The 19,901-nt window shown below is 61.9% G+C and carries 27 protein-coding genes; 4 read left to right on the forward strand and 23 right to left on the reverse strand.

What is annotated here, in order from left to right:
• Positions 1-57 precede the first annotated feature (57 nt).
• Together AC1RHV_RS09940 and AC1RHV_RS09945 are read left to right on the forward strand one after the other, a co-directional pair.
• On the forward strand, positions 58-1,020 hold the full coding sequence (locus AC1RHV_RS09940) for a Bug family tripartite tricarboxylate transporter substrate binding protein (RefSeq protein WP_175161723.1): 963 nt from the start codon (positions 58-60) through the stop codon (positions 1,018-1,020).
• 254 nt (positions 1,021-1,274) lie between these two features.
• Complete coding sequence (locus tag AC1RHV_RS09945; protein ID WP_125472828.1) at positions 1,275-1,526, forward strand: hypothetical protein; 252 nt, start codon at positions 1,275-1,277, stop codon at positions 1,524-1,526.
• A gap of 85 nt (positions 1,527-1,611) precedes the next feature.
• Here AC1RHV_RS09945 and AC1RHV_RS09950 read toward each other — a convergent pair whose 3' ends face one another.
• From AC1RHV_RS09950 to AC1RHV_RS10060, 23 genes are all read right to left on the reverse strand, one after another.
• Positions 1,612-1,749: a hypothetical protein gene (locus tag AC1RHV_RS09950; protein WP_166738422.1), complete on the reverse strand. Its 138-nt coding sequence runs from the start codon at positions 1,747-1,749 to the stop codon at positions 1,612-1,614.
• A 444-nt stretch (positions 1,750-2,193) separates the two neighbouring features.
• Positions 2,194-2,415 (reverse strand): Rz1-like lysis system protein LysC, encoded by a 222-nt coding sequence (lysC, locus tag AC1RHV_RS09955; protein ID WP_425265257.1) that lies wholly within the window; start codon positions 2,413-2,415, stop codon positions 2,194-2,196.
• Entirely contained in the window at positions 2,309-2,710 is a 402-nt protein-coding gene (locus tag AC1RHV_RS09960; RefSeq protein WP_175161719.1) for a hypothetical protein, read from the reverse strand. The genes lysC and AC1RHV_RS09960 overlap by 107 nt, the downstream gene beginning before the upstream one ends.
• The gene (locus tag AC1RHV_RS09965; protein ID WP_346546104.1) at positions 2,707-3,117 is read right to left on the reverse strand and encodes a M15 family metallopeptidase; all 411 of its coding nucleotides are present in this window, start codon (positions 3,115-3,117) and stop codon (positions 2,707-2,709) included. The genes AC1RHV_RS09960 and AC1RHV_RS09965 overlap by 4 nt, the downstream gene beginning before the upstream one ends.
• 34 nt (positions 3,118-3,151) lie before the next feature.
• Positions 3,152-3,460 (reverse strand): hypothetical protein, encoded by a 309-nt coding sequence (locus AC1RHV_RS09970; protein ID WP_059371904.1) that lies wholly within the window; start codon positions 3,458-3,460, stop codon positions 3,152-3,154.
• Positions 3,461-3,588: 128 nt separating this feature from the next.
• Positions 3,589-4,026: a tail fiber assembly protein gene (locus AC1RHV_RS09975; protein WP_460361032.1), complete on the reverse strand. Its 438-nt coding sequence runs from the start codon at positions 4,024-4,026 to the stop codon at positions 3,589-3,591.
• Between the two features lie 10 nt (positions 4,027-4,036).
• Entirely contained in the window at positions 4,037-5,269 is a 1,233-nt protein-coding gene (locus AC1RHV_RS09980; protein WP_492300589.1) for a pyocin knob domain-containing protein, read from the reverse strand.
• A complete protein-coding gene (locus AC1RHV_RS09985; protein WP_492300590.1) occupies positions 5,259-5,933 on the reverse strand; it encodes a DUF2612 domain-containing protein in 675 nt (224 codons plus the stop codon). The genes AC1RHV_RS09980 and AC1RHV_RS09985 overlap by 11 nt, the downstream gene beginning before the upstream one ends.
• Complete coding sequence (locus AC1RHV_RS09990; RefSeq protein WP_492300592.1) at positions 5,930-7,141, reverse strand: baseplate J/gp47 family protein; 1,212 nt, start codon at positions 7,139-7,141, stop codon at positions 5,930-5,932. Before AC1RHV_RS09990 ends, AC1RHV_RS09985 begins: the two co-directional genes overlap by 4 nt.
• A 7-nt stretch (positions 7,142-7,148) precedes the next feature.
• The gene (locus tag AC1RHV_RS09995) at positions 7,149-7,490 is read right to left on the reverse strand and encodes a contractile injection system sheath initiator (protein WP_492300812.1); all 342 of its coding nucleotides are present in this window, start codon (positions 7,488-7,490) and stop codon (positions 7,149-7,151) included.
• 5 nt (positions 7,491-7,495) lie between these two features.
• Complete coding sequence (locus AC1RHV_RS10000) at positions 7,496-8,227, reverse strand: oxidoreductase (protein WP_460361030.1); 732 nt, start codon at positions 8,225-8,227, stop codon at positions 7,496-7,498.
• Entirely contained in the window at positions 8,220-9,101 is an 882-nt protein-coding gene (locus tag AC1RHV_RS10005) for a baseplate hub protein (RefSeq protein ID WP_492300594.1), read from the reverse strand. The genes AC1RHV_RS10000 and AC1RHV_RS10005 overlap by 8 nt, the downstream gene beginning before the upstream one ends.
• Positions 9,098-9,382, reverse strand: a complete 285-nt coding sequence (locus tag AC1RHV_RS10010) for a phage baseplate plug family protein (protein WP_225589086.1) — start codon at positions 9,380-9,382, stop codon at positions 9,098-9,100. Before AC1RHV_RS10010 ends, AC1RHV_RS10005 begins: the two co-directional genes overlap by 4 nt.
• A gap of 11 nt (positions 9,383-9,393) precedes the next feature.
• On the reverse strand, positions 9,394-10,038 hold the full coding sequence (locus AC1RHV_RS10015; protein ID WP_492300596.1) for a phage baseplate protein: 645 nt from the start codon (positions 10,036-10,038) through the stop codon (positions 9,394-9,396).
• A complete protein-coding gene (locus tag AC1RHV_RS10020) occupies positions 10,038-11,705 on the reverse strand; it encodes a phage tail tip lysozyme (RefSeq protein ID WP_492300597.1) in 1,668 nt (555 codons plus the stop codon). Before AC1RHV_RS10020 ends, AC1RHV_RS10015 begins: the two co-directional genes overlap by 1 nt.
• Before the next feature lie 168 nt (positions 11,706-11,873).
• On the reverse strand, positions 11,874-12,308 hold the full coding sequence (locus AC1RHV_RS10025) for a hypothetical protein (RefSeq protein ID WP_054453326.1): 435 nt from the start codon (positions 12,306-12,308) through the stop codon (positions 11,874-11,876).
• A 1-nt stretch (position 12,309) separates the two neighbouring features.
• The gene (locus tag AC1RHV_RS10030) at positions 12,310-12,741 is read right to left on the reverse strand and encodes a phage tail fiber protein (protein WP_054453328.1); all 432 of its coding nucleotides are present in this window, start codon (positions 12,739-12,741) and stop codon (positions 12,310-12,312) included.
• A gap of 9 nt (positions 12,742-12,750) precedes the next feature.
• Complete coding sequence (locus tag AC1RHV_RS10035; protein WP_492300599.1) at positions 12,751-14,229, reverse strand: DUF3383 domain-containing protein; 1,479 nt, start codon at positions 14,227-14,229, stop codon at positions 12,751-12,753.
• A 4-nt stretch (positions 14,230-14,233) separates the two neighbouring features.
• A complete protein-coding gene (locus AC1RHV_RS10040; protein WP_054453332.1) occupies positions 14,234-14,767 on the reverse strand; it encodes a phage neck terminator protein in 534 nt (177 codons plus the stop codon).
• A gap of 318 nt (positions 14,768-15,085) precedes the next feature.
• Complete coding sequence (locus AC1RHV_RS10045; RefSeq protein WP_175214175.1) at positions 15,086-15,346, reverse strand: hypothetical protein; 261 nt, start codon at positions 15,344-15,346, stop codon at positions 15,086-15,088.
• On the reverse strand, positions 15,343-15,699 hold the full coding sequence (locus tag AC1RHV_RS10050) for a hypothetical protein (RefSeq protein ID WP_054453336.1): 357 nt from the start codon (positions 15,697-15,699) through the stop codon (positions 15,343-15,345). Before AC1RHV_RS10050 ends, AC1RHV_RS10045 begins: the two co-directional genes overlap by 4 nt.
• Positions 15,692-16,435: a hypothetical protein gene (locus AC1RHV_RS10055; protein WP_492300602.1), complete on the reverse strand. Its 744-nt coding sequence runs from the start codon at positions 16,433-16,435 to the stop codon at positions 15,692-15,694. Before AC1RHV_RS10055 ends, AC1RHV_RS10050 begins: the two co-directional genes overlap by 8 nt.
• Positions 16,422-17,252, reverse strand: coding sequence for a YdaU family protein (locus AC1RHV_RS10060; RefSeq protein ID WP_492300604.1), 831 nt, complete (start codon positions 17,250-17,252; stop codon positions 16,422-16,424). The genes AC1RHV_RS10055 and AC1RHV_RS10060 overlap by 14 nt, the downstream gene beginning before the upstream one ends.
• Positions 17,253-17,362: 110 nt before the next feature.
• On the opposite strand from AC1RHV_RS10060, the gene AC1RHV_RS10065 reads away from it, so the two are divergent.
• Together AC1RHV_RS10065 and AC1RHV_RS10070 are read left to right on the forward strand one after the other, a co-directional pair.
• On the forward strand, positions 17,363-18,454 hold the full coding sequence (locus AC1RHV_RS10065; RefSeq protein ID WP_492300606.1) for a S24 family peptidase: 1,092 nt from the start codon (positions 17,363-17,365) through the stop codon (positions 18,452-18,454).
• Between the two features lie 448 nt (positions 18,455-18,902).
• Positions 18,903-19,625 carry an FkbM family methyltransferase gene (locus AC1RHV_RS10070; protein WP_181953321.1) on the forward strand — a complete coding sequence of 241 codons (723 nt, stop codon included), beginning with the start codon at positions 18,903-18,905 and terminating at the stop codon, positions 19,623-19,625.
• Positions 19,626-19,901 lie beyond the last annotated feature (276 nt).

Here is a 19,901-nt window from a genome sequence, read left to right on the forward strand (position 1 = left end):
AACCGACGTCTGGCGATCACGACCGGACGCGCCCACCAAGGAATGGAGACCACAACCATGCTACGTGCCCTAATGTTCTCGGCCTGCGCGCTCGCCGCCTGCGCCCCCGCCGCCGCGCAGCAGTACCCGAACCAGCCCATCCGCGTCATCGTGCCGTTCACGCCTGGCGGCGGCACCGACTTCCTGTCGCGCACCGTCGCCGCCAAGCTGTCCGACTCGGTCAAATGGAACGTCGTCGCCGAGAACCGGCCCGGCGCCGGCGGCACCATAGGCATCACCACCGCCGCACGCGCCAAGCCCGACGGCTACGAAATCGTCATGGGCCAGGTCGACAACCTGGCCGTGGCGCCTTCGCTCTACGCCAAGCTGGCCTATGACCCGGTCAAGGACTTCGAACCCATAGGCATCGTCGGCGAAGCCCCCCTGGTGGTCGTCGCAAGCAAGAACGGCCCGTACAAATCCCTCAAGGACCTGATCGCCGCCGCCAAGAAGGCGCCCGGGACCATCAATTACGGCTCGCCCGGCGCAGGCACCATCACGCACCTGGCCGCCGAACTGCTGCAGCTCCAGGCGGGCATCAAGCTCGTGCATGTGCCTTACAAGGGATCGGGTCCGGCCATGGCCGACCTGCTGGGCGGGCAGGTCCCCGTCATTTTCACGTCCATCCCCTCGGCCGCGCCGCAGATCAAGGCCGGCAGCGCCGTCCCGTTGGCCGTGACCTCCCTCAAGCGCAGCCCCGCCATGCCGGATGTGCCCACCGTCGCAGAATCCGGCTATCCGGACTTCGACGTGCGCGTATGGTACGGACTGCTTGCACCCGCCAACACGCCCAAGCCCATCATCCAGACGCTGAACACGGAGCTCAACAAGATCCTCGCAATGAAAGACGTCCAGGATGCGCTGGCCGCGCAAGGCGCAACCGCCATGCCGACCACCCCCGCGCAGTTCTCCCAGACCATCGCCGCGGATTACAAGAAGTGGCGCGGCGTCATCCAGTCCGCCAACGTGAAGCTTGAATAGCCTTTGATCCAGGTCTTGCTGCGGCCATCGATCAATACCTCAAACCGCCGCAGCATTTCAACGCGCACGCGGCCTCGAAAATAGCCTAGACCATACGCATGCATCGCCTCATGCTTTTGCACGACGCTTCCCTGGGACGCGCCGCGCATGCGCTTGGATGATGGGCCGCAGCAGCATTGACAGGAATTTTGCCAGTCGAGACGATGACCTCAGCGCCACAGGTTTCAACGTGGCGCAAGCGAAGGAGGCTCATCATGTCAATCTCATGCAGACGACTGGAGGATGTGATTGCGGTCTCGGCAGCAGGAGACCAGTACCGGATCGAGCGACATATCATTCAAGAACCCGCGACGGACGAAAGTCCCGATCCACACATAGTGCTGCAATGCCGCCTCTCCACCGGCGGCGCCGTGATCTGGGAAGGGAAAGATGTGTACCGGCTGAAGTCAGGCGAAATCCTCAGGCCAGTGAATCGGCGGAAGAAAAAGAGTCCTTTTGAAGGGTAGCGAAGAAAAGCCCGCGGCTTGCGCCTGCGGGCTTTTGTTTGGGAGGCGGGCAACTGCCCGCCACAACGTGGCACTCAGGCCATGCTCAAGCCCGCGTGGTGATGACGAAAGTATTCCCAGCGGCCGGCGTACCGTAGTACGTGGCTCGCCACTGCCCCGACGCGGTGCTCTGTTCGCCCCACATCTGTCCCAGCGTTCCGGTGGTGGTCGTAATGTCGGCCATGGCCATTGCGGGTTGCTCCGCGCTGTCGCAGATAGATTCGGCCAGTGAGGTTACGAAAGGATAATCGACTTGGGCGGCCGACAACGTCGGCGTAACGCTCCGCGGGCGTATGGAGCGTGCCATCCACGATCGGGCCATGGTCCTGGACTTGAACAGAATACCCAGTCATGTTGCCCGGAGAACTGGAAGTGCGAGGCTCCGGAAGAACGGTTGCATCATCATCGACATGATGCTTCATTGCTGCCGAATTCTCGGCCGAGCGCTTCAGTTGCTGTAGGGAAAGAGTTCTGATCGTCATGTGATATCTCCGGGAAATTTGCCGCTGCTGGGCTAGGGGGCATTCTCTGTTCGCGATCCGGTCTACATGGCTTTCTCCTGGATGGACGAAAAAAAGCCCGCGGAGTGCGGGCTATCTGTTGCAGCATGACCTAGCGGATCGCAGCCTCACGACGGGCCGAACCGGGATTTCTCCCAGCTCTGCACCGCCGCACGTTGCCGTGCCGCACACTCTCCGTACAACGCAACCAGCGCGATATAGCTGCGCGCCAGATCGTCCCAGCTATCGCTCGTCACCTCGGGCACTGGCGGGCACGGCTGCGCCAGGTTGGCCGGCAGAATTGGCCAGGCGGCCGGCCTCGTTGATGTGGCGCAGCCGCTCAGCGTCAATGTGGCAGCCAGCAGGTAAGGGACTCTGGACTTCGACACGGGTGTACCTTTCGATGATCTTGGGCCTGGCGTCGCGCAACGCGGCAAGCGCGACTTCCAGGGATTCGGAGATTCCGCCCAGGCGCGCGGTCTGGCGCTGGAACTCGGTGAGCTCGGCCAGCGTATAGTCGGCGTTTGCCCGATCGACTCCGGCGCGGTACTGAACGGCACCATACCAGCGCACACACAGGAAGGCGGCGGCCACCAGGACGGTGCCGATCAGATACGGCGCCAACGCGCGCAGCGATGCGTTCATGCGCGACCCTTCCAGTTGCGTGGAATCTGGAAATGCGGGCCGTCTTTGAGCGTCTTCCAGTCGCCGCCCCACTCCACCGGAACGCCGAGTTCGGCCGCGCAGGCTTTGACCACCTGCGCCAAGCCCGCGAAGACCTGCCAGTCGCTCCAGGGAATCATCCCGTCAACCAGCGGCGCCAAGTCGACGGCATGGCTCAGGCCGTCCGCCTGCGGCAAGTGGTAGCTGGCCATCGTCTGACTGGAGCCACGGGCGACGTACCCGTGTTGCCGCTCAAGGGTTCGAACGCCTTCTATCACGGTGAAATCGACCGTCGTGCGTTGAATAGCCAGTTTGACGATCGCGGTCAGGTCGGGATGCACCCCGACCAGGCGGTCCAGGCTGCGTTGGGATAGCTGGAATGTACTCACGGATGAAGTCTCCGCATAAATGAAACGATGCGCCTCATGCCCCTCTGCCGCGCACTCGGTCGATCACGGCCTGCCACAACGCGCCGATGGGAACTGTCTGCACGACCTCCCATCCGCGGGAGACGATGGCCATGCCGAACATGCCGGTCAGAAAGCCGGCCAGGCCTTCTGGAATCTCCAGCAGCAGCGACAAATAGGGAGCCGCGTAGTACGCCACCAACGAGCCGCTGGCGGCCATGCTTAGCCGGGCTGGCCATGATCCTTGCAGATAGCGCATGGAAACCGCTGCGCCCAGAACGCCGGCGAGCTTTGCGGCAAGGGCGTCGAAATCTTGGATGTTCAATTTCGCCCCTCGCAAAAAAGAAAGGACCCACCGAAGTGAACTGCCCCCTAAAAGTTGAACGAGGTCCAACCTTCCGGGGGCAGTTCACGAGGCGGGGAAAATCTTGAGATTTCCCTAAATATCAGACTTTAGGAGTCTCCCCCCGTTGCCGCCAAACCAGGAGACTCTGGCCAAACAAAGTTGTGCGGAAACCCCGGCAATTGTTCGACGCGATTTAGGGCAATACGGTATCGCTTCCAGGAGTTCAGCAACAGCTCGTCGCCAGGGGTGCCCGCTTCCACATCTACGGCATCTTGCAGCGGCGCGATGCGAATCGCCGACTGTGCCAGGCGCGCATCGCGCTCGGCCAGCACGCGAAGGCGTGCATGTTCGTCCGACTCGGGCGGCCCTTCCACCAACTGAGGCATACCGCCCTCCCCTGGCACGATGAACTTGCCCTGCGCTTGTCCTTCCATCAGGTTCTTGTATTGCTCGTCGGTAATCGCCACTTTGTCGTCAGGAAGGACGTCATAGTGGGAATCGCCGAGATAGAATCCCCGGGTGTTGGGGCTGTAGTAGAAACTCATTCGAACCTCCTCAGTAACCAATCGCGAGAACGTTTGCCAACGCCCCGTTTGCCACAGTGAACGACGAACCATTCCAACGATAAGCAGTTATGCCTACCCCGGTCTTTGTCCGGCCGTAGGAGCCGTATACGACAATATTGTCTGTAAACCACTCAACGGAATTGGACTCGCTCACAAAAACCTTGAAGCACGCGTTTGGAAAGGCCACGGGAAACGTGGCCGTGACAGAGGAATTTACGGTCGCGGGCGCTACCATTTGTTGAATAACGAGACCGCTCGGCAGCCTTTGATAGCCGTTCGCTGCAATGGATGAGTTTCCTCCGCCCAAAAAGGCCGACACAAGCGTGGCGGGCGACAGACTTACGCCGTTGTGCAACAGTTCCGCCGCTTCAGCGATAGTCGCCATTCGCACGATCCCGGCCTTGTCAAACGTCGCGATATCGCTCTCAAAAATCACTCGCTTCCATCTCGACCATACTCCTGCTTCGTTGCGCGTCCGCACAAACTGGTCAGTTGTATAAAACGTCGTGAAAACCTGCGTGTTTATTTGACCTGAGCTTTGCACGAGCAATGTCCCCGCGGCCGATTCGGCGGGGTAGTGGAGTCCAATTTTTGCGTAAGCCGCAACGTTCTGCCCATAGAACCCGGACCTCAGTACATAATCAAGGTCTTGATCCTTATCCAGAAAGGCATCGAAGCCCAGGCCGAAAGACCCTACCGTCAACAAACGACCTGCAGTCGTATCGGTCTGGCTCGATTGAATTTTGGATTGAAGGGCTGCAGGCGTTACTACCTTGACGGCACTGATGCCTGCCTGGACCTCCTCATTCGTAGCCAGCCCCGCCCCTAGGGCAACCCAGCCCCCACCTCCGGCATCTGGATCAGCAGTGTTGTCTTCCATCAGGTTCAGCCACCTGCTGCCCGTACCTGACGAGGCCGCCAAAATCGCGCCCTTTGGATATCCACCTACGGCGGCCGAAAACGCAGCATCAAACCGGTAGTTCGCACCTGCCTGACTCCAGCGGATGGCCGTACTCAGGAAATTCAGAATGCCATTGAAGTCCGCACCATATGGCGGCACACCCCCTGCGGCCAGAGGAGTCATCGTCAACGGAGGAAATCCATCCGCGAAGGACGCCGCCCCCGGCGTCACGCCAATCTGCGACTCAACCGGAATAGTGTTCTTCGTCCCGCTTTCCGCAAACGGGACGGCCGATTTGATAGGTGCATTGCTAGCTTGCATTGATAAGCCCCGAAGAAGTGAAAAGTACGCCCGAGCCGAACGGCTGCATCAGCGCCTCGTTGAATCCGAACGTAGTAGAAAGATCGACCTGCAGGATGTTCGCCAGCACCGCGGCCGGCTTGGGAATCGCGCCTGATTGAGTCAGGATGGCGATTTCGTGCGGCGCCAGCGCGAACTCGAACACGTAGCGGAATTCCATCCTCCCGGTGTCCGACACGTAGCAACGCCCCCGCCCCGCAAAGAGGTTCGACAGCAGCCGGTTCAAACTGGGCGATGTGCAATCCGAGATATTGGCCAGCGCCTTGACCAGGATCAGCGTGCGATACGCGTCATCGGCAAGCCGATACGTCTGCGTGGCCTGCTCGCCTGTGTAGAACGGCGCCTGATTGAAGGCCTGCCAATTCAGCGCCTCGTCAAACCCCAGATATGTGACGTCTCCCGGTATCGTCAACATCCGGCCGACGTCCACGATCCTGCCCCAGATGTCCAGCCCGAAGCCCTGCGCGGTCTCGACGTTCCAGACGAAGTCATGGAACGCGTCGAAATCGGCGTCGGGATTGATGTAGTCGTCCATGTTGTTGATCAACTGGACGAGCGTGGGGCTGTTGGCGTATTGACTGATAAGGGTCCGGGCCGCCAGCCCCGGCTTAGGCACGACGCTCATATCAATGTCACCGCAATATCGTTGGCCGTGATCGTGGGCCGGCGGTTGATCGGAACGGCCAGGCTGGCGGCCGATGGCGTGTCGGAGCCCAGCAGCAGGGACAGGATGGAGACCACCGGGCTCAGCGCCGAAATGGGCGCGTAGTAGCGGCTGGCATAAATGGTCGATCCGATGCGTGCGCGCTGCCCGCCATCTCCGCCGTTGAAGGCGTCCATGATCGCCTGCTTGGTCAAGGCCACAATGTCCGACGGCAGGGCTGGGTTGTCCGCCAGCTGCACCGCGAAACGCACGGGCAACGCGGCAGGGGTTTCCCATGTCACGACATACGACGGGTAGGGATAGGCATATCCCTCCTTGTCCTCCACGGTGTACGAGGTGTTGCCGTTGTAGTCGGAGCCATTGCTCTTCTTGCGCCAGATGGCGTCCGCGATGTCCGCCGCCTCGCCGCCCGTCACCGCGACCCAGATGGAGTGTGGACGCAGGACGACGCCGCCTACCGTCTTCGGCACGGAGAGATCGTTCTCCGTCACGTAGGCGTCGATGACGCCCTCCACGTTCGCCACGTTGGCGTAGATTGCGGGGATCGAGCCGCGGGCGTTCAGCGCCACCGACTGCCGCCGGCGCTCCTCGAACTCGGCCCGGCTTTCCACATGGCTGCCCACCGTCCCGGCATCCGCGTTCGACACCGAGTCCCAACCGGGAATGGCCTGATAGATCTGGTTCAGTGCGCCAGGCGCGCAATCCACCGGCCCGTCGACCGAGCAGGCGAATGGCAGGTCGACGCGTCCGCTGGCCGGTATCGTTCCCGCCTGGGTGCACAGGTACAGATTGCCATCCACCGCCCGCGCGCGCGCGCCCACCGGTATCGTCACACCCGCCAGGCCCGTGCAGGTGGCGATGACGGCGGTGGGCGTACCGGGCTTGCGGTCCAGGAAGTAGATCCGCCCGATGGCGTCCTGCATCCGCCCTTGCGCATAAGCCGGGTCGACCTGGTTCACGTAGGACGCGAACTCGTTGTTCTTGTCGCCGATGATGGCGGTGGTGCTGGAGGCCAGCTGGCCCTGGGGCGTTTCCAGCGCGGGATTCAGCCCACCACCGAAGGCCGAGTCCATGTCGGACAGGACGCCGGCAAGGATGGCGGATTCGTTGGGCAGCACCAGCCCTTCCGGCGTGAACTGCACGCGCGGCACTTTCGAGATGTTCGGCATGGTTTCCTCAGAAGCTGACGGCTTGCGTCGTTCCGTCTTGCAGGGTGATCTCGACGTAGCCCGCCAGGGCTCGGTCGGTAAAGGAGGTCAGCGTGCAGTTGGCGCTGGCCACCTCGGGGACAGTCATCGCGGCACGCTTTAGGTGTTCTCGCACCAGGGCCAGCGGCGGCTGGTGACCCAGGAATTCCTCCCAGTACGGGACGCCAGGGAGGATGTTGTAGAACAGCTCGCCCTTGAACAGCTTGATGGCGCTGGCGACGTCTTGCGCGACGGCATAGGGCTTGGACGCCAGCGCGATGTTGCCCGCGGCGTCGAGCACCAGATCCCAGGCCGTCCGGTCTAGCAGCATGGTGTTCAATTGGGCGCTCCTGTATTTGCCGGCCCACTCTGCACGCCGGAATGCGTGTGGGTACTGCCCACGTCCTTGCCGTTGTTGCGCAGCGCACCCAGCGTGTCCATGTCGCCCTGCCAGGTAGACGTGCCGCCAAAGGATCCACCGCCTTGTTGCACCGTCCCGTTCAGCACGATCCGTGGAGAATTCAATGCGCACTGCGCGCTGGCGTTCAGTTCGATATTGGGCGCGGCCACCGTCACCTTGGAGGGCGACACGATGTGTATGCCGTCCGCCGTGAACTGCACATACTGCACCGGGGTTCCATTCAACAGACCGCCGAAATACAGCCCGTCCGCCATGTCGTGGGAACGCCAGGAACCGGGGTTGTTCTGCGCCTTCGAGGTCTTCACCAGCGAGATGTCCCGATTCGCGAAAGCCGCCATCCCGATATCCCCGACCTTCGGGTCCAGGATGACAGCGTCCGCTCCGCCCTGAAGGCGAAAGTAGGGAAGACGATGCAGGACCCCATGCGGCACGGCATTGCCGGCGCCATCGAGCTGGTTGACAAGCGGCTGCACATCGACGAAGCCCACGGGCGATAGCCCGCCTGCATTCGTCACCGACACCACCTTGACCAGCGTCGCCGTGCTGACTCGGATCAGCGCCTGGCTGATCAGGAACTGCAAGGCGCCGAACTCGCTGTCACCCTGGCCGGCTTGCGCCAGCCCTGCGTATCCGTATTGCTCAGGCATTGAGGTTCCTTTTGCACACCGCCACCGACTGCCAGACGCCGCCGGGGACCTCCGCATCCAGCTTGTGGGACAAGCTCACAATGATCCACTCGCCATGCGCGGGTTCGACGGTGCTGATGACCTGCACTCTTTTTCCCAATCCGAGATGCGGGTTGTAGAGCGTCGTCAGTTGGAGCCCCTTGCTCGTAAAAGCCGGATATCCGCTCAACCCCGTTTCCGGGGCCACGAGAATCGGATCGCCCTTTCTGTATCCGCCCTCCGGCCAGACTGACAGGACGCCGCGGTCTATCGTGAAGTTGACCCGGGCCGCCTTCGCGCAGCTGCGCAATTGGTCCATGTCGGTTCCGGAAAAATAGGGATCGGCCAACACATAGTCCTCCCCGCTTTTTTCGCCCTTGTATCCCATCGATTCAGCGATATCGCACATGATTTCTTGCGCTTTTTTCGCACCGGGAAACGACCTGGCGGATGCGGGCTTCACCTGCTTGGCCCCGGCCACCTCGGCCTTGACCGTGAATATGCCCCCTGCGGCCGCCTTGCCCTCTGCACCCATTCCGTAGCCAGCCCAGGCCTCAACGATGTCCCCCTCGTAGACCAGGCAGGGAGCACCGGATTCCCCCCCTGCGTCGATCCGGACAAGATTCTTTCCCCGGCGTTCCGTCATGACGGGCCCTATCGTCGTCAGCTTGTTCATCAGGTCTTGATTCAGTCCGTGGATCAGCAGGGTCATCGGACTGTTTTCGAAGGTCGTATAGGCAGGAATGGTCACCGACATCCGGTAGCCGCTGAGCGTTACGTCCGGCCCCTGCTCGTCGCCGAACTTTCCTTTACCCAGGCTGATGGTCACGTCCAACCGGCGCTTGATGAAGCTCATAGTTCCAGCGGCTCCAGGTAGGCCAGGACGAAGCGCGATCCGAGATCCTGATACTGCGGGTCGGCGTGGCCCTGGGTGTCCACAAAGGCCAGATCCCCAACGAAGCCCAGGTAGGCAGACCGCACCAGCCGTACTCGATCATGGCAAAGCACCGTGGTCACGATGGGCGCATTGTCGAGTTCAATATCCAGATAGAGTCCCGTCGACTTCTGGTAGACGGCGATCTGGCAGTTCTGCCCGGACAGCACGACGCTGAGCATTTGTGCAGGAACGGGCCTCAAGGGAATTCTCTTCATTGGATCGGCTCCAGATCGGCCACCTTGTTCTGATCGCGCCGGGGATAGGCGTCAATCTCGAACGCCTGTACCTGGCCATTGCTAACTTCATTCGCGCCGCTGGGGTCCTGCGTGGCCGGCGATAGCTGGACGGCCGTCTGCCGGACTTCCTGCAGAGTCAGTTCAACGATCAGGAGGCTGGAGCCGTTCTTGTCGGCGCGGGTGTATGAGTACTTCACCAGGTTGGCCGACGGATAGACGATCTCTGGCGTCGCCACTGAATACAGCTCCGTGCTGCCGACGATGCGCTCCAGCACGGACAACATGACTTTGCGCGACACTGGATCGCCGCCATGCGCCAGCTTGATGGTCGCTTCGAACGGCGCATCGACCTTGTTGAAGGACGAGAATCCGCCCTGCTCAACCGGATGGCTGGATATCTGACCGCTCTGATTGAAGGTAATTCCAAGGAACGTCTCGAAGACCAGCATCTGCTGCCCATCGACGCCATACAGCCCCCAGCGAGGAGGACCGAAGATCCTGTCGGTCAGCGCCGCAAGTTCGAAGCTTGCCGGTTCGGAGACCGAAGAAAGGAACGCGGCGCGAAAGACTGCGGGGACGCCCGGACTGCTCGGAACATCGGGAAAAGGAATAAGCGGCATCAGAACATCCCCGTATTGCCTTGTTGGACGAGATTCTGGGAGCGCCCCACACGCCCCAAATCGCGAGCGACTCCCTCGCCGTCCGTCGCCTGCGTCATAACCGTAATGGGGCCGTGGATATGGGTTTCGGACGTATTGCTGGTGGTTGCGGTGCTGCTCGGGATGGCGGCAGCGCTGGCTTGGGCTGCCGCGGCCGTCGTAGCTGCAGCTGCGGCGCCTCGTTCCTGATCTTCGAGGAAAAGCGTCCCATAAATTGCCCCGGCAGCGGCGGCGAGCTTGCGCTCTTCGCTTGAGCTAGCCCCTTCGGACTTGTTCAATCCGAAGTGGCGGTACACGGCCACGCTGGCCTGGGCCGGGGTGGTGGCAGCGGCCAGATGTACTCCCGCCCTGCGCCTGGTGCTCTCCAACTCACTGGCGACGAAATCCAGTTGCTGTTCAACCGTGGACTCGCGCAGGTCCATGCCATACATGCGCTTGAAGTCGGCCTGGCGTCGCGGATTCCATAGTCCGATGCCGGCGGAAACGCCATCAGCGCCCACGGCCCTGGGGTCCAGGTTGCTTTGGGCCTGCAAGTTGGCCACGAGCCCCACGGCCGCCTCCCGGGTGTAGCCCTTCTTGGACTCGAAGTACCTGACCGCATCGAGAACCTCCTTGCGTTTCAGCGCGGGGTTTCTCATCGCGACTAGGTCTTCTTGCTCGCCCCCATTCAGATCGTTGCTAAACAAGAACAGCGCAGCGCCAGCCGCCGCGCGGCCAGCCAACTTCAACGCCGCAGGTCCCAAGCCTCTCAACGCACCCAGTCCACGCGCCGCGCCTGCGCCACCAAGGGTTCCGAGAGCCGTAGCCACGGCCCCCAAGGCAGATGCCAGGCTCAGCAGCGAATTTGCCCAGGAAAGAATCTTGAGCGCCCCCAGCGCTAGCAGGACGTTTTGCCATCCTCCCACCGCCTGCGCCGCCGAATCGACTGCATCAATGAACTTCACGATGGCCTGCGCCGCGCCGTCGACCCACTCGACGATTTCGTCTCGGTTCTCAAGCAGATAATCGCCCCAGCCCTGTGCGAGCGAGATAAGCCGCTCGAACGCCGGCATGAGCGCCAGCAGCACCCTGACGCTCACCGATTCAAAGGTATCGCGCAGATCCAGGTAACGGTCGCGCAGCTGCGAGGCAGCTTGCGCATCGCTACCGGAGATGGCGGCGCGCTTCTCCTGGACCTGAAGCAACCGCTCGAGCTCATCGGGCCCGCGCTTGAACAGATTGAACAGGCCCTCGTTGATACCCATGTCCTGGGCGGCCAGCGCGGCCTGGGCCCTGTCCTTCTGGTAAAGATCGGCAATGATCCTCGACCTGGCCAGAAGGTAGGTGTTCCCGTCCTTGAGGTCGCCGACATTGCCGCCGTTGCGGAAGAACCCGGGTAGCGAGTCCGCGGCGGATCCGCGGTTGAATCTGGCTACCTCGACCGCGGATTCCCTCAATTGGGCGGAAATGGCTTCCGCAGTTCCGCCTGCCCGCTCGGCCGCCTTCTGCCACGCGGACAGCCGCTCGGTGCTCATATCCAGATTCTGGGCCGTTTGGCTCAGACCGGCCGCACCGGAGTAGCTGTCCGCCGCAAAACGCTTCGGATCGAAACCCGCGGTGACGAGCAAGGCGTCGATGATGGTGGCCATGCAATTACCTCGGTTCAGCTAGGACGCGCCTGTTGTGTGCGTCCACCGCAATCACCTCAAGCAGGTTGTACAGGTCTTCGGCACCGTAGACCGTCTGCAGGTCGTGCAGCAGGCCCGGGTGCCGGGAAATCACCACGCCAATGATCCGGGGGATATTGGCGTAGCGAATCAGGCGCGCGCCGCCGTCGTGGACTTGGAGCCCGAAGTCGATGGGACGGCGGCCGTAAAAAAATCCAGGTGCAAGCCCAGGACTTTCTTGCGCAACGCGAACAGCGTCGCCACCTCCTCGACATCGCCTGACATGAGCTCGCGCGTCACGTTCGGGCTGGGCTGGATCTGGACGCAATCCATCATCTTTTCCAGCAGCGGCTTGGCGCTCTCGAAAGGCAGCTTGGCGATGGCCTTCATGCCCATGGCGGCCACGCCGGCCAGCCCTGCCTCTGCGATGTTGTCCGGGATTTCCACCCCGGCGTTCATCAGCGAGAACAGCGCCCGACCGGCCCATTCCTCGGCGTCGTAGGCAGAAAGCTCCGTCAGGATGAACACCTTGCCCTTGTCGCGCCCCTCGGCGCCGATGGTCAGGGTTATTTGCTTTCTGGCCATGTCACACCAGCGCCGGAGAGACGTTCTGCCAGGTGATCTGGAACGCCATGGGTTGGAGCATCGCCTTGGCATCCGGCGCCGGCGGAATCTGCGTCAGCACGCCGCGGGTCAGCGTGTACTTGCGGTCGATCGACGGGATGTTGAGGGTGCCGTTTGCATAAAACACTTCGCGGGCCGTTTCACTGGCTGCCATCCAGATCTCGAAGACGCGCATGGACGGGGAATCGGGCTGGATGGTGATGGTCTGCACGCGGGGAACCGGCACGTAGCCGGCCGACATGCGGCCGTCCACGCCCATGGTTACCTGCGCGGGCTTGGCAGCCTCGAAGGTGAAGGCGCTGTCGGAAGCGTAGCCCTCGATCTTCTGCGGCACCGGAAAAACGCCGCCCACCGCAAGCATCAGAACCGAGTTGGCACTGGTCAAAGTCGCCATATTGAATCCTTAAAGAATGGCCAGCGAGGCCAGGGTGATCTGCTGGACGGAACCGCCGTCCAGGTACCAGAACGTCATGGGCGGGGTGCCGCGGGCCTCTCTCACCTGCGGCGTCGCGTCCTTGATCTGCAGATACCAGCCGCGGGTCTGGAGCGTGTCGGAGATATCCACACCGGCCTGGCTGTTGATCTGCGCCTTCTGCTGGCTCGACAGCGTCACGCCGGCGCGGATGGCGCCGAAGTTGACCGCGGCGTTGATCGGGTCCAGGCAGGCAGCGTCGATCAGCGTGTAGCCGTCGATGTTGTAGGGAATGGCGTTCACCTGGGTCAGCAGCGCCATCAGCGCCTGCTGAAACGCCGCGTTCAACCAGATCTGGTTGACGTAGGTGTCGACCCATTTCCAGTTGCCGCTGATCTGGCCCGGGTACAGGAAGCGGAAGCGGTCGTTGCTGGTGGCGTAGTCGCCGTAGAAGTTGTAGCCGTTGTCGATCAGCGTCTGAGCGGTGGTCGCGTCAGTCACGGAGAACGCGAGGCCCGACTGGCCCTTGAACGCCAGGGTGGCGCGGCCGTTGGTACGTTCGAAGTCGAGCGATGCAACGGCGCCCAGGACGAAGGCTGCATGCAGCACGTCCTTGTAGACCGGCACGGAGCCCGAGTATTCATTGGCGCTTACGACAGCCGCCCAGTTGGACGTGTTGCCCTGCTGGGTAGCGGTGATGTCGGTGTCCCAGCCGACGTAGGCGTAGCGGTCGCCCTGGGCATTCGTCCACGCCGAAAACGCCACTTTGCCGGCCGTATCGGGCTCGAAGGTCGTCATGAACGCCGCCCAGTTCTGGGTCAGGTCGGTAATCCGGCCCATGTCCACCGCTGGAATGCCGGCCGCGGCACCCAGCGACACCTTGGCGCCAGCGGCCTGCGTCAGCTTCAAGCCCGACGCGAGGGTGCCGCTGCCATAGGAGATCGTGCTGGCGACGCCATCGGTGGCCGAGACGATCACGAAAGCGGCACGCTGCGCATCGTAGGTGCAGGTGGCGCCCATGGCGGTGAACCCGGCTTCGATGATCGTGGCGGCGTTCGAGAAGCTCGTTGCCGTCGACAGGTCGATGCTGGCGGAGGTCTTCGCCACGCCGTCCACGGTCACCGTCAGGATGCCGGACAGCGCCTGCAGCTGGGTCAGCGTCACCGCGGCCATCGAGCCGCCGCGCAGATAGGCGGAAACCGCTGCCGCCGGATACTGGGCATACAACAGATTGCCCGGCTTGCGGGTCGAGTTGTCGAAGCCGTTGAAGTAGACGTCGGCCAGGGCGGCCTCGGTCGAGGTCGGACCGAAGAAGCGCTGTACGTCGCGCGGGGTCGCGAAACTCTGGACGGTGCCGATGGGGACGGCGGTATCGTGGGTCAGGATCAGGCCGTTCAAATCGAGCGCCGATCCGCCGGCGGAGATCACGCCAGGCACTACCTGGACGATTTCACTGGCGGGAATGGACATAGGATTAAGCTCCCGTAGGGTAGGTGGTGTCGGCCTCGATGAGGCCCACGTGAAGGTGATCCGCAAACTGCTGCGGCACGCTGATGGAAGGGTTGAACTGCAGGACGGCGTCGAACCACCACCGCTCGAAGGTCTGGCTTTCCCCGCTCTCGAAGGGCACTTGCTTGAGCTCGCCCGCGTACAACGGCTGGGTTCGTCCCAGATTCCCGAGGAACTCGCACCCGTACTGGCTGCGCAGGGCGATCGAGAGCGTAAGCGCCAGGTCCAGGGCCCGCGCCCCGTAGCCATCCACGCGGGCAGACCATTGCGTGGCCTGGGTCATGATCCGCTTCCCCGCCGCGGGCGACGGATCGGCATAGGCCATGACCGGCACGGAAAGTCCCTGCGCCGCCAGCGGAGTGATGACGACGCACTCGCGCGGTGGCGCGGGAACCCAACCGGGTAGACCGCGGACAACGTCGCAGTCGACCAGGGTCTTGAAGAATGCGGCGAGGTCCTCTACCAGCTGGTTTTCAGTGATGCTGATCTGAACGCTCATGGAGTTGGATTCCTGCTGAAGAAGACTGGCGCCGAAACATCGCGCCCAAATGCAAAAGCCCCGGCACGTGGCCGGGGCTGCATTTCGGGGTTGCATTTGTCAGGGGCGCAATGCCCCGGACAAATTGTGACCGATTGCGTGACCGTTGGGGCGGGGTCTTGTGACGGTTCCGTCACATGCAGTGCAAAGAAGTTCGACCCCTGCCCCAGCAGTGAAAAAGCCGGGGCCACGCGCCCAAAACAAAAAGCCCGGCGCGTGGCCAGGGCTGCATTTGCTTGGGGCGCAATGCCCCGGACCCATTGTGACCGATTGTGTGACCTATGGGGCGCGGTCTTGTGACGGAACCGTCACACGCCACACGTAGGTTCGCCCGTGCCCGCCTTTCTCGGGCTCTTGAATCAGCACGCTGCCGGTATCCTGCAGCGCATCCATGGCCCGCTGGATACCTCTTTGCAGGCGCGTCTTTTCAGGAACAGACAAAGGCCGGCCGCGCGACACATGACGGACCAGCTCCATCAAACGGAATGAGCGGCCGGGATAGCAGGCCATCAGATCCATCACCTCGTGTGCGTACTTCACGCCAGCCTCCTTTCCACCAGGCTGCGGAAAAGACCCAGGTACAGTTTGTATTCGGTTTCGGTCAGGGCCACGCCGGTCGTATCGGCAATCCAGTCCAGCGCCTTGGCGCGGCGCGCGCGGCCATCCAGCTGGCCGAACATCACATTCTTCTGCGGGTATTCGGCAATGATGATCATGCGCTCGTGCCAGGGCAGCGCGGCATGCATCGCCTCGACCTCCATGGCGTGGTGATGGTTGATGGGCCGGTAGTCCTCCTCTTCGGAAAGGTACACCTCCATGTTTCCCACCGTAGCGCCGGACCAGGTCCAGCGGGCCCAGTTCCAGATCAGATCGTCACCCGTCAATTTACTCATCAGCCACCTCGCATTGTTTACCTGTCTTGCCGCTGGAACCGTTCTGCAGACGGCCCTCCGTATCCTGGCTTTCGCCCTTGGCGCGCTTGAGCATGTCGGCGATGCCCTTGCTCGGGTGGTGGCCGCGCGCAATGCGCGCATCCCACTTTTCGATCCAGCTCCGAGGCGGGCACCCACGGTCCCGCAGCACCTTTTGCGCGCCCATCTTCTTGAGTGCCGCCTCGGCCTCGGCGCGCGTGGCCAGCGTCTGGCCGGGCGCGGGCAGCGCTGGACGAGGCAGCGGGATATCCGCCCACACGCCCTTCGCCAACTCCTCGTTCAGCGTCTTCTCCCAGCGCGCCTTGATGGCGCCGTAGGTGCAGCCCAGCAGATCCACCGTGCTGACGCCCACCGCGGCCCAGTACACCGCCGGATGCGACCAGACACCGGGCTCGCCGCGCCTGCGCGCGGACAGGCCACGCACGGCCTCGTGATAGGCCACTTCGGGAACCATCCACGGGCAACATAATTTGATGAACTGCGGCAGCGTCGGCGGCCATTCCTGGGTCAGGCAGGCGACCAGGCCGCGACGCACCTGCACCTCGTCCAGGCCCGCCAATTTCTGGTTCCATGAATCCTTCAGTTCACGGGCAGTCAGGCCCTGCCATTGCTGCGCGAACTTGGCGCCGTACATCAGCAGCATTTCATTGACCACCAGCGCGCCCATGGCGGCAGAAGGCATGTCAGCGGGTTGCATCGATCGTCCCCATGAACCGCTCGCGCGGCCGGCCGTCGTCGGCCAGTACTTCTCGCAGCTCCTCGGTCCAGTCGGCCAGGCGTTGCGCCCTGCCTGCCGGATGGCCCGCTGTAGCAGGCGTGCGCGGAGGGAAGAGGCCCTGGTACCCGCCCGCGATGCTGTTCGCGATCACGGCCCCTGGCGGATGCCCTGCGGCCAGATAGGCGGCAAGCTGTTGCAGCTGACGCCTGGCGCCCTCCTGCGTCACCGGCTTTTTGCGCGCCTTGCGGTCGGCAATCCAACTGACCCAGTCCTCGCGGTCCAGCCAATCCGGCAGTTCGATCACGGACGCGTCGAATCCGGTCCCCCGCTTGCGGGAGGTGTGTTCTTTTGATTCCTGGTTCTTGGTTCCTGGTTCTTGGTTAGCTTCCGATCCGGCTACTGCCGGGCCATGGCCGGGTTGCTCGTCGAAACCCATGGGAAACCCGCTGGGTTGTTCCAGATTGCGCTCTGCCAGCCTGGGCCGGCCGCCTCGCCGGCCGTTGGCCTTGGCAGTCTCGGCCTTGACGTGATACGCGGCAATCTCCACGTCCGCCCGTTTGTTGTGCCAATGGCCATCGCGCAACACGAAGAACTCGGCCAGCACCTGCGCGGCCGCCTCTCTTTCTTCTTCGCTACGGGCCCCCACCCACCGGAATACCTGCTGCAGGTTGTCCACGATGGGCTGCTCTTCGGCGTAGTACCGGCGCAGCAGGCGGCTGTAGATGGCATCTTCAAGCAAGCTCAGATGCGCCGTGGCCTGCGCATAGTCACCGATGTTGTGGCTGTAGTAGTTCATGCGTGTTTTTGCATCCCCGCTAGTTCTTACCTCGCTATCATGTTTAAATCTTAGAATGCTAAGATTCTAAATGCAAGCCAACTAAGATTGTTTTTGTTTAGCATCCTAAGATGACCTTTCAGAAGCGAATCACACAGGCGTTCAACGAGGAAGCGGCCCGCCGGGCGGACGCGGCCGAACCACGCCTTACCAAGACAGACCTATGGAAGGCAGCCGGCGCCTCTTCCGGCGCGGCGACGCATTGGTTCAATGGGTCCAACGGCATGGATATGGCGACCTGCATCAAGGTCGCCCCGCTGCTGCGCGTGAACGCGCAATGGCTATATGACGGCACCGCCCCGAAACTGCCGGCACGCGATGGATCCCTGGCCGCAGCGGTGCTGGCGCCCCCTCCGTGGCCCTTCCCCGGCATCCCGGAAGAACAGGTGCGGGCATTGCCCCCGGATCAGCTGAACAAATTGCAGGGCGCGCTTGCATTGGCGATCGCGCAGTTGAAGTTGGGGATTGACGTCTCCCCTGCCACCGCCGCGCCACAAATGCCGACGGTCCTGCGCAGCGACTCGCTGGTGGACACCTATTTGTCCCGGGACGAGTTCCCCATGCGCATCGATGGCCTGCCTGCGGCGCCCTGGGAAGGCGGCAAGACCACGCGCCAGACCGAACGCGAAGGCAGGGTCCGGATCAGCACCCAGAAAGGCGTGGTCGCCAATGTGGGCGTGGGTGAACCGCCCGCGGCCAACGACAGGTTCGAGAAGGTCCCGGAACTGGCCGACGTGCGCCTAGCTGCGGGCGACCCCATCGAAAACCATGCCGAAGAACAGACCGGCATGATCCAGTTCCGCAAGTCTTTCCTCAGGTCGGTAGGCGCGGACAACGGCCGGGGCCGCGTGGTGTATGCGAAGGGCGACAGCATGGAGCCCGTCATCCGCGACGGCACTGCGTTGCTGGTGGTCCCCAACGAAAGCCTGACGCTGCAGGACATCGCCGCCGGCGGGGTTTATGCCATCAACTACGACGGCAAGATGATTGTGAAGACGATGGCCAGGGAACGGCTAACCGGGCAATGGGTGGCGCGGTCGTTCAATCCCTTGCACGATGACATCCCGCTGGAGAACGGGGCATCGGTGCGGGTGTTGGGGCGGGTTGTGTGGGCGGGGGCAAGGTTGCGGGATGATGAGGCGGGGCAGTGGAGGGCTGAGTGAGGGGAGTCTCCAGGACCTTACGTTTCGGGTAGTAGCGGGAGTCAGTTCACTCCGGTGGCTTTTACTCGACCGGAATTTGACGCGCTCTTGCGCTGTGCGTTGCGGTGCAGGCCTGGCGCAATAGATCTCCGAAAGCGTAAGAATGGCGACCAATGAAAAAACACTTCGCTTTCGCGCAAGCAAAATCTTTCTGTCTCCTTCGGACGTGAAAATCCCGCTAAAGCGGGCAACAAATTCAGGCTTGTAATCCGATCCAAAGCTCATACAATCGGCAAGGCAGCACCCCTCGATTATTCCTTTATACGCCTTTGGAGACAAAATGTTCCGGAGACTTGCGAAGAAGCTGCTGCTTTCCGTTCCCGACATTCGCCGGTTGATAAAGGAGCGAGACACAGCTCAATCTGAGCGTGACGTAGCACGACGCGAGATTGAGGAACTTCGCCTCCGAATGGCATCCACCGAAAGCGAGCGCCGTGGCCTTACAGAACGATTGGCTCATGCACTCCCAGAACACTCCAAGACAGTCTTTTCCCACTGGGGTGAAGACTGTATCGAACAGTTTATCTTCCAGAATTTGAATACCGGTCGATATCTTGATATAGGCTGCTACCACCCCGCTCTGTACTCCAATACCATGGCCCTGTATCAGCGTGGATGGACAGGAGTCAACGTTGACCCGAATCCTTTCATGATCGAACAGTGCGGAAAATTCAGGCCCAAAGACACAAGTATCAACAAGGCGGTAGGTGCTAAGAAAGGCCACATGGAGTACTACAACTTCCACGATTGGGCCTCGAGTAATACCGCGAACAAGAACTTCGCTAAGGCTGTCGCCGCTGTCAGCGAGGTAGAGGTTCCCGCACCGACGCTGGTGGAGGTGCTGACCCTGGCGGACCTCATCAATGAGTACTTGCATGGGAAGGCGCCAGATTTTCTCAATATTGACGTTGAAGAATTGGATATCGAGGTGCTTGATTCTGGCGATTGGGAATCCCACAGGCCCTCAGTGGTAGCCGTCGAAGACATGAGCTTTGTTGCAGATCGACCGGCTGATTCCACTATCCACCGATTTATGCGAGAACGCGATTACATTCTCTTCTCGCGGTGCGTTTTCACCAGTCTTTACATCGAACGAACGTTCAACAACTCTGGCCCAAAGTTCCCCTGCTGATCCACCTATGTCGGATGTCCCATGGCTTCCGTGTTTTGGATCATGACTTTGCTCCATCTTCACGCCCGAAAAAAGATACCGTCTTACCCGTCAAGAGATTAGGCGTATCCCGAGAGATAGCATGGACACGCTTGAGCATACCGCAGCACAGATGGCCAGCTTTCTCATTGCAGCGCCGAGCACGGACATCTTGCCTGTACCGGCGTCCAGCAGTCGGACGTAGAGGGCTTGGACATGCGAGTGGGTGTCATGATCTATGCCGAGCGGCCTCTGGCT

Source organism: Achromobacter sp. GW823-FHT04E03 (genome assembly GCF_058796095.1).

Bases quoted from the DNA above. Each gene is read 5' to 3' on its own strand.
- AC1RHV_RS10030 (WP_054453328.1), bottom strand. From the start codon at position 12,741: ATGGCGACTTTGACCAGTGCCAACTCGGTTCTGATGCTTGCGGTGGGC.
- AC1RHV_RS09960 (WP_175161719.1), bottom strand. From the start codon at position 2,710: ATGAACGCATCGCTGCGCGCGTTGGCGCCGTATCTGATCGGCACCGTC.
- AC1RHV_RS10005 (WP_492300594.1), bottom strand. From the start codon at position 9,101: ATGAGCTTCATCAAGCGCCGGTTGGACGTGACCATCAGCCTGGGTAAA.
- AC1RHV_RS10070 (WP_181953321.1), top strand. From the start codon at position 18,903: ATGGCATCCACCGAAAGCGAGCGCCGTGGCCTTACAGAACGATTGGCT.
- AC1RHV_RS10015 (WP_492300596.1), bottom strand. From the start codon at position 10,038: ATGCCGCTTATTCCTTTTCCCGATGTTCCGAGCAGTCCGGGCGTCCCC.
- AC1RHV_RS10035 (WP_492300599.1), bottom strand. From the start codon at position 14,229: ATGTCCATTCCCGCCAGTGAAATCGTCCAGGTAGTGCCTGGCGTGATC.
- AC1RHV_RS10050 (WP_054453336.1), bottom strand. From the start codon at position 15,699: ATGAGTAAATTGACGGGTGACGATCTGATCTGGAACTGGGCCCGCTGG.
- AC1RHV_RS10060 (WP_492300604.1), bottom strand. From the start codon at position 17,252: ATGAACTACTACAGCCACAACATCGGTGACTATGCGCAGGCCACGGCG.
- AC1RHV_RS10055 (WP_492300602.1), bottom strand. From the start codon at position 16,435: ATGCAACCCGCTGACATGCCTTCTGCCGCCATGGGCGCGCTGGTGGTC.
- AC1RHV_RS09945 (WP_125472828.1), top strand. From the start codon at position 1,275: ATGTCAATCTCATGCAGACGACTGGAGGATGTGATTGCGGTCTCGGCA.
- AC1RHV_RS09990 (WP_492300592.1), bottom strand. From the start codon at position 7,141: ATGCCGAACATCTCGAAAGTGCCGCGCGTGCAGTTCACGCCGGAAGGG.
- AC1RHV_RS10040 (WP_054453332.1), bottom strand. From the start codon at position 14,767: ATGAGCGTTCAGATCAGCATCACTGAAAACCAGCTGGTAGAGGACCTC.
- AC1RHV_RS10020 (WP_492300597.1), bottom strand. From the start codon at position 11,705: ATGGCCACCATCATCGACGCCTTGCTCGTCACCGCGGGTTTCGATCCG.
- AC1RHV_RS09995 (WP_492300812.1), bottom strand. From the start codon at position 7,490: ATGCTGCTAGACCGGACGGCCTGGGATCTGGTGCTCGACGCCGCGGGC.
- AC1RHV_RS10000 (WP_460361030.1), bottom strand. From the start codon at position 8,227: ATGCCTGAGCAATACGGATACGCAGGGCTGGCGCAAGCCGGCCAGGGT.
- AC1RHV_RS10065 (WP_492300606.1), top strand. From the start codon at position 17,363: ATGACCTTTCAGAAGCGAATCACACAGGCGTTCAACGAGGAAGCGGCC.
- AC1RHV_RS09950 (WP_166738422.1), bottom strand. From the start codon at position 1,749: ATGGCCGACATTACGACCACCACCGGAACGCTGGGACAGATGTGGGGC.
- AC1RHV_RS10025 (WP_054453326.1), bottom strand. From the start codon at position 12,308: ATGGCCAGAAAGCAAATAACCCTGACCATCGGCGCCGAGGGGCGCGAC.
- AC1RHV_RS09975 (WP_460361032.1), bottom strand. From the start codon at position 4,026: ATGAGTTTCTACTACAGCCCCAACACCCGGGGATTCTATCTCGGCGAT.
- AC1RHV_RS09980 (WP_492300589.1), bottom strand. From the start codon at position 5,269: ATGCAAGCTAGCAATGCACCTATCAAATCGGCCGTCCCGTTTGCGGAA.
- AC1RHV_RS09985 (WP_492300590.1), bottom strand. From the start codon at position 5,933: ATGAGCGTCGTGCCTAAGCCGGGGCTGGCGGCCCGGACCCTTATCAGT.
- AC1RHV_RS09940 (WP_175161723.1), top strand. From the start codon at position 58: ATGCTACGTGCCCTAATGTTCTCGGCCTGCGCGCTCGCCGCCTGCGCC.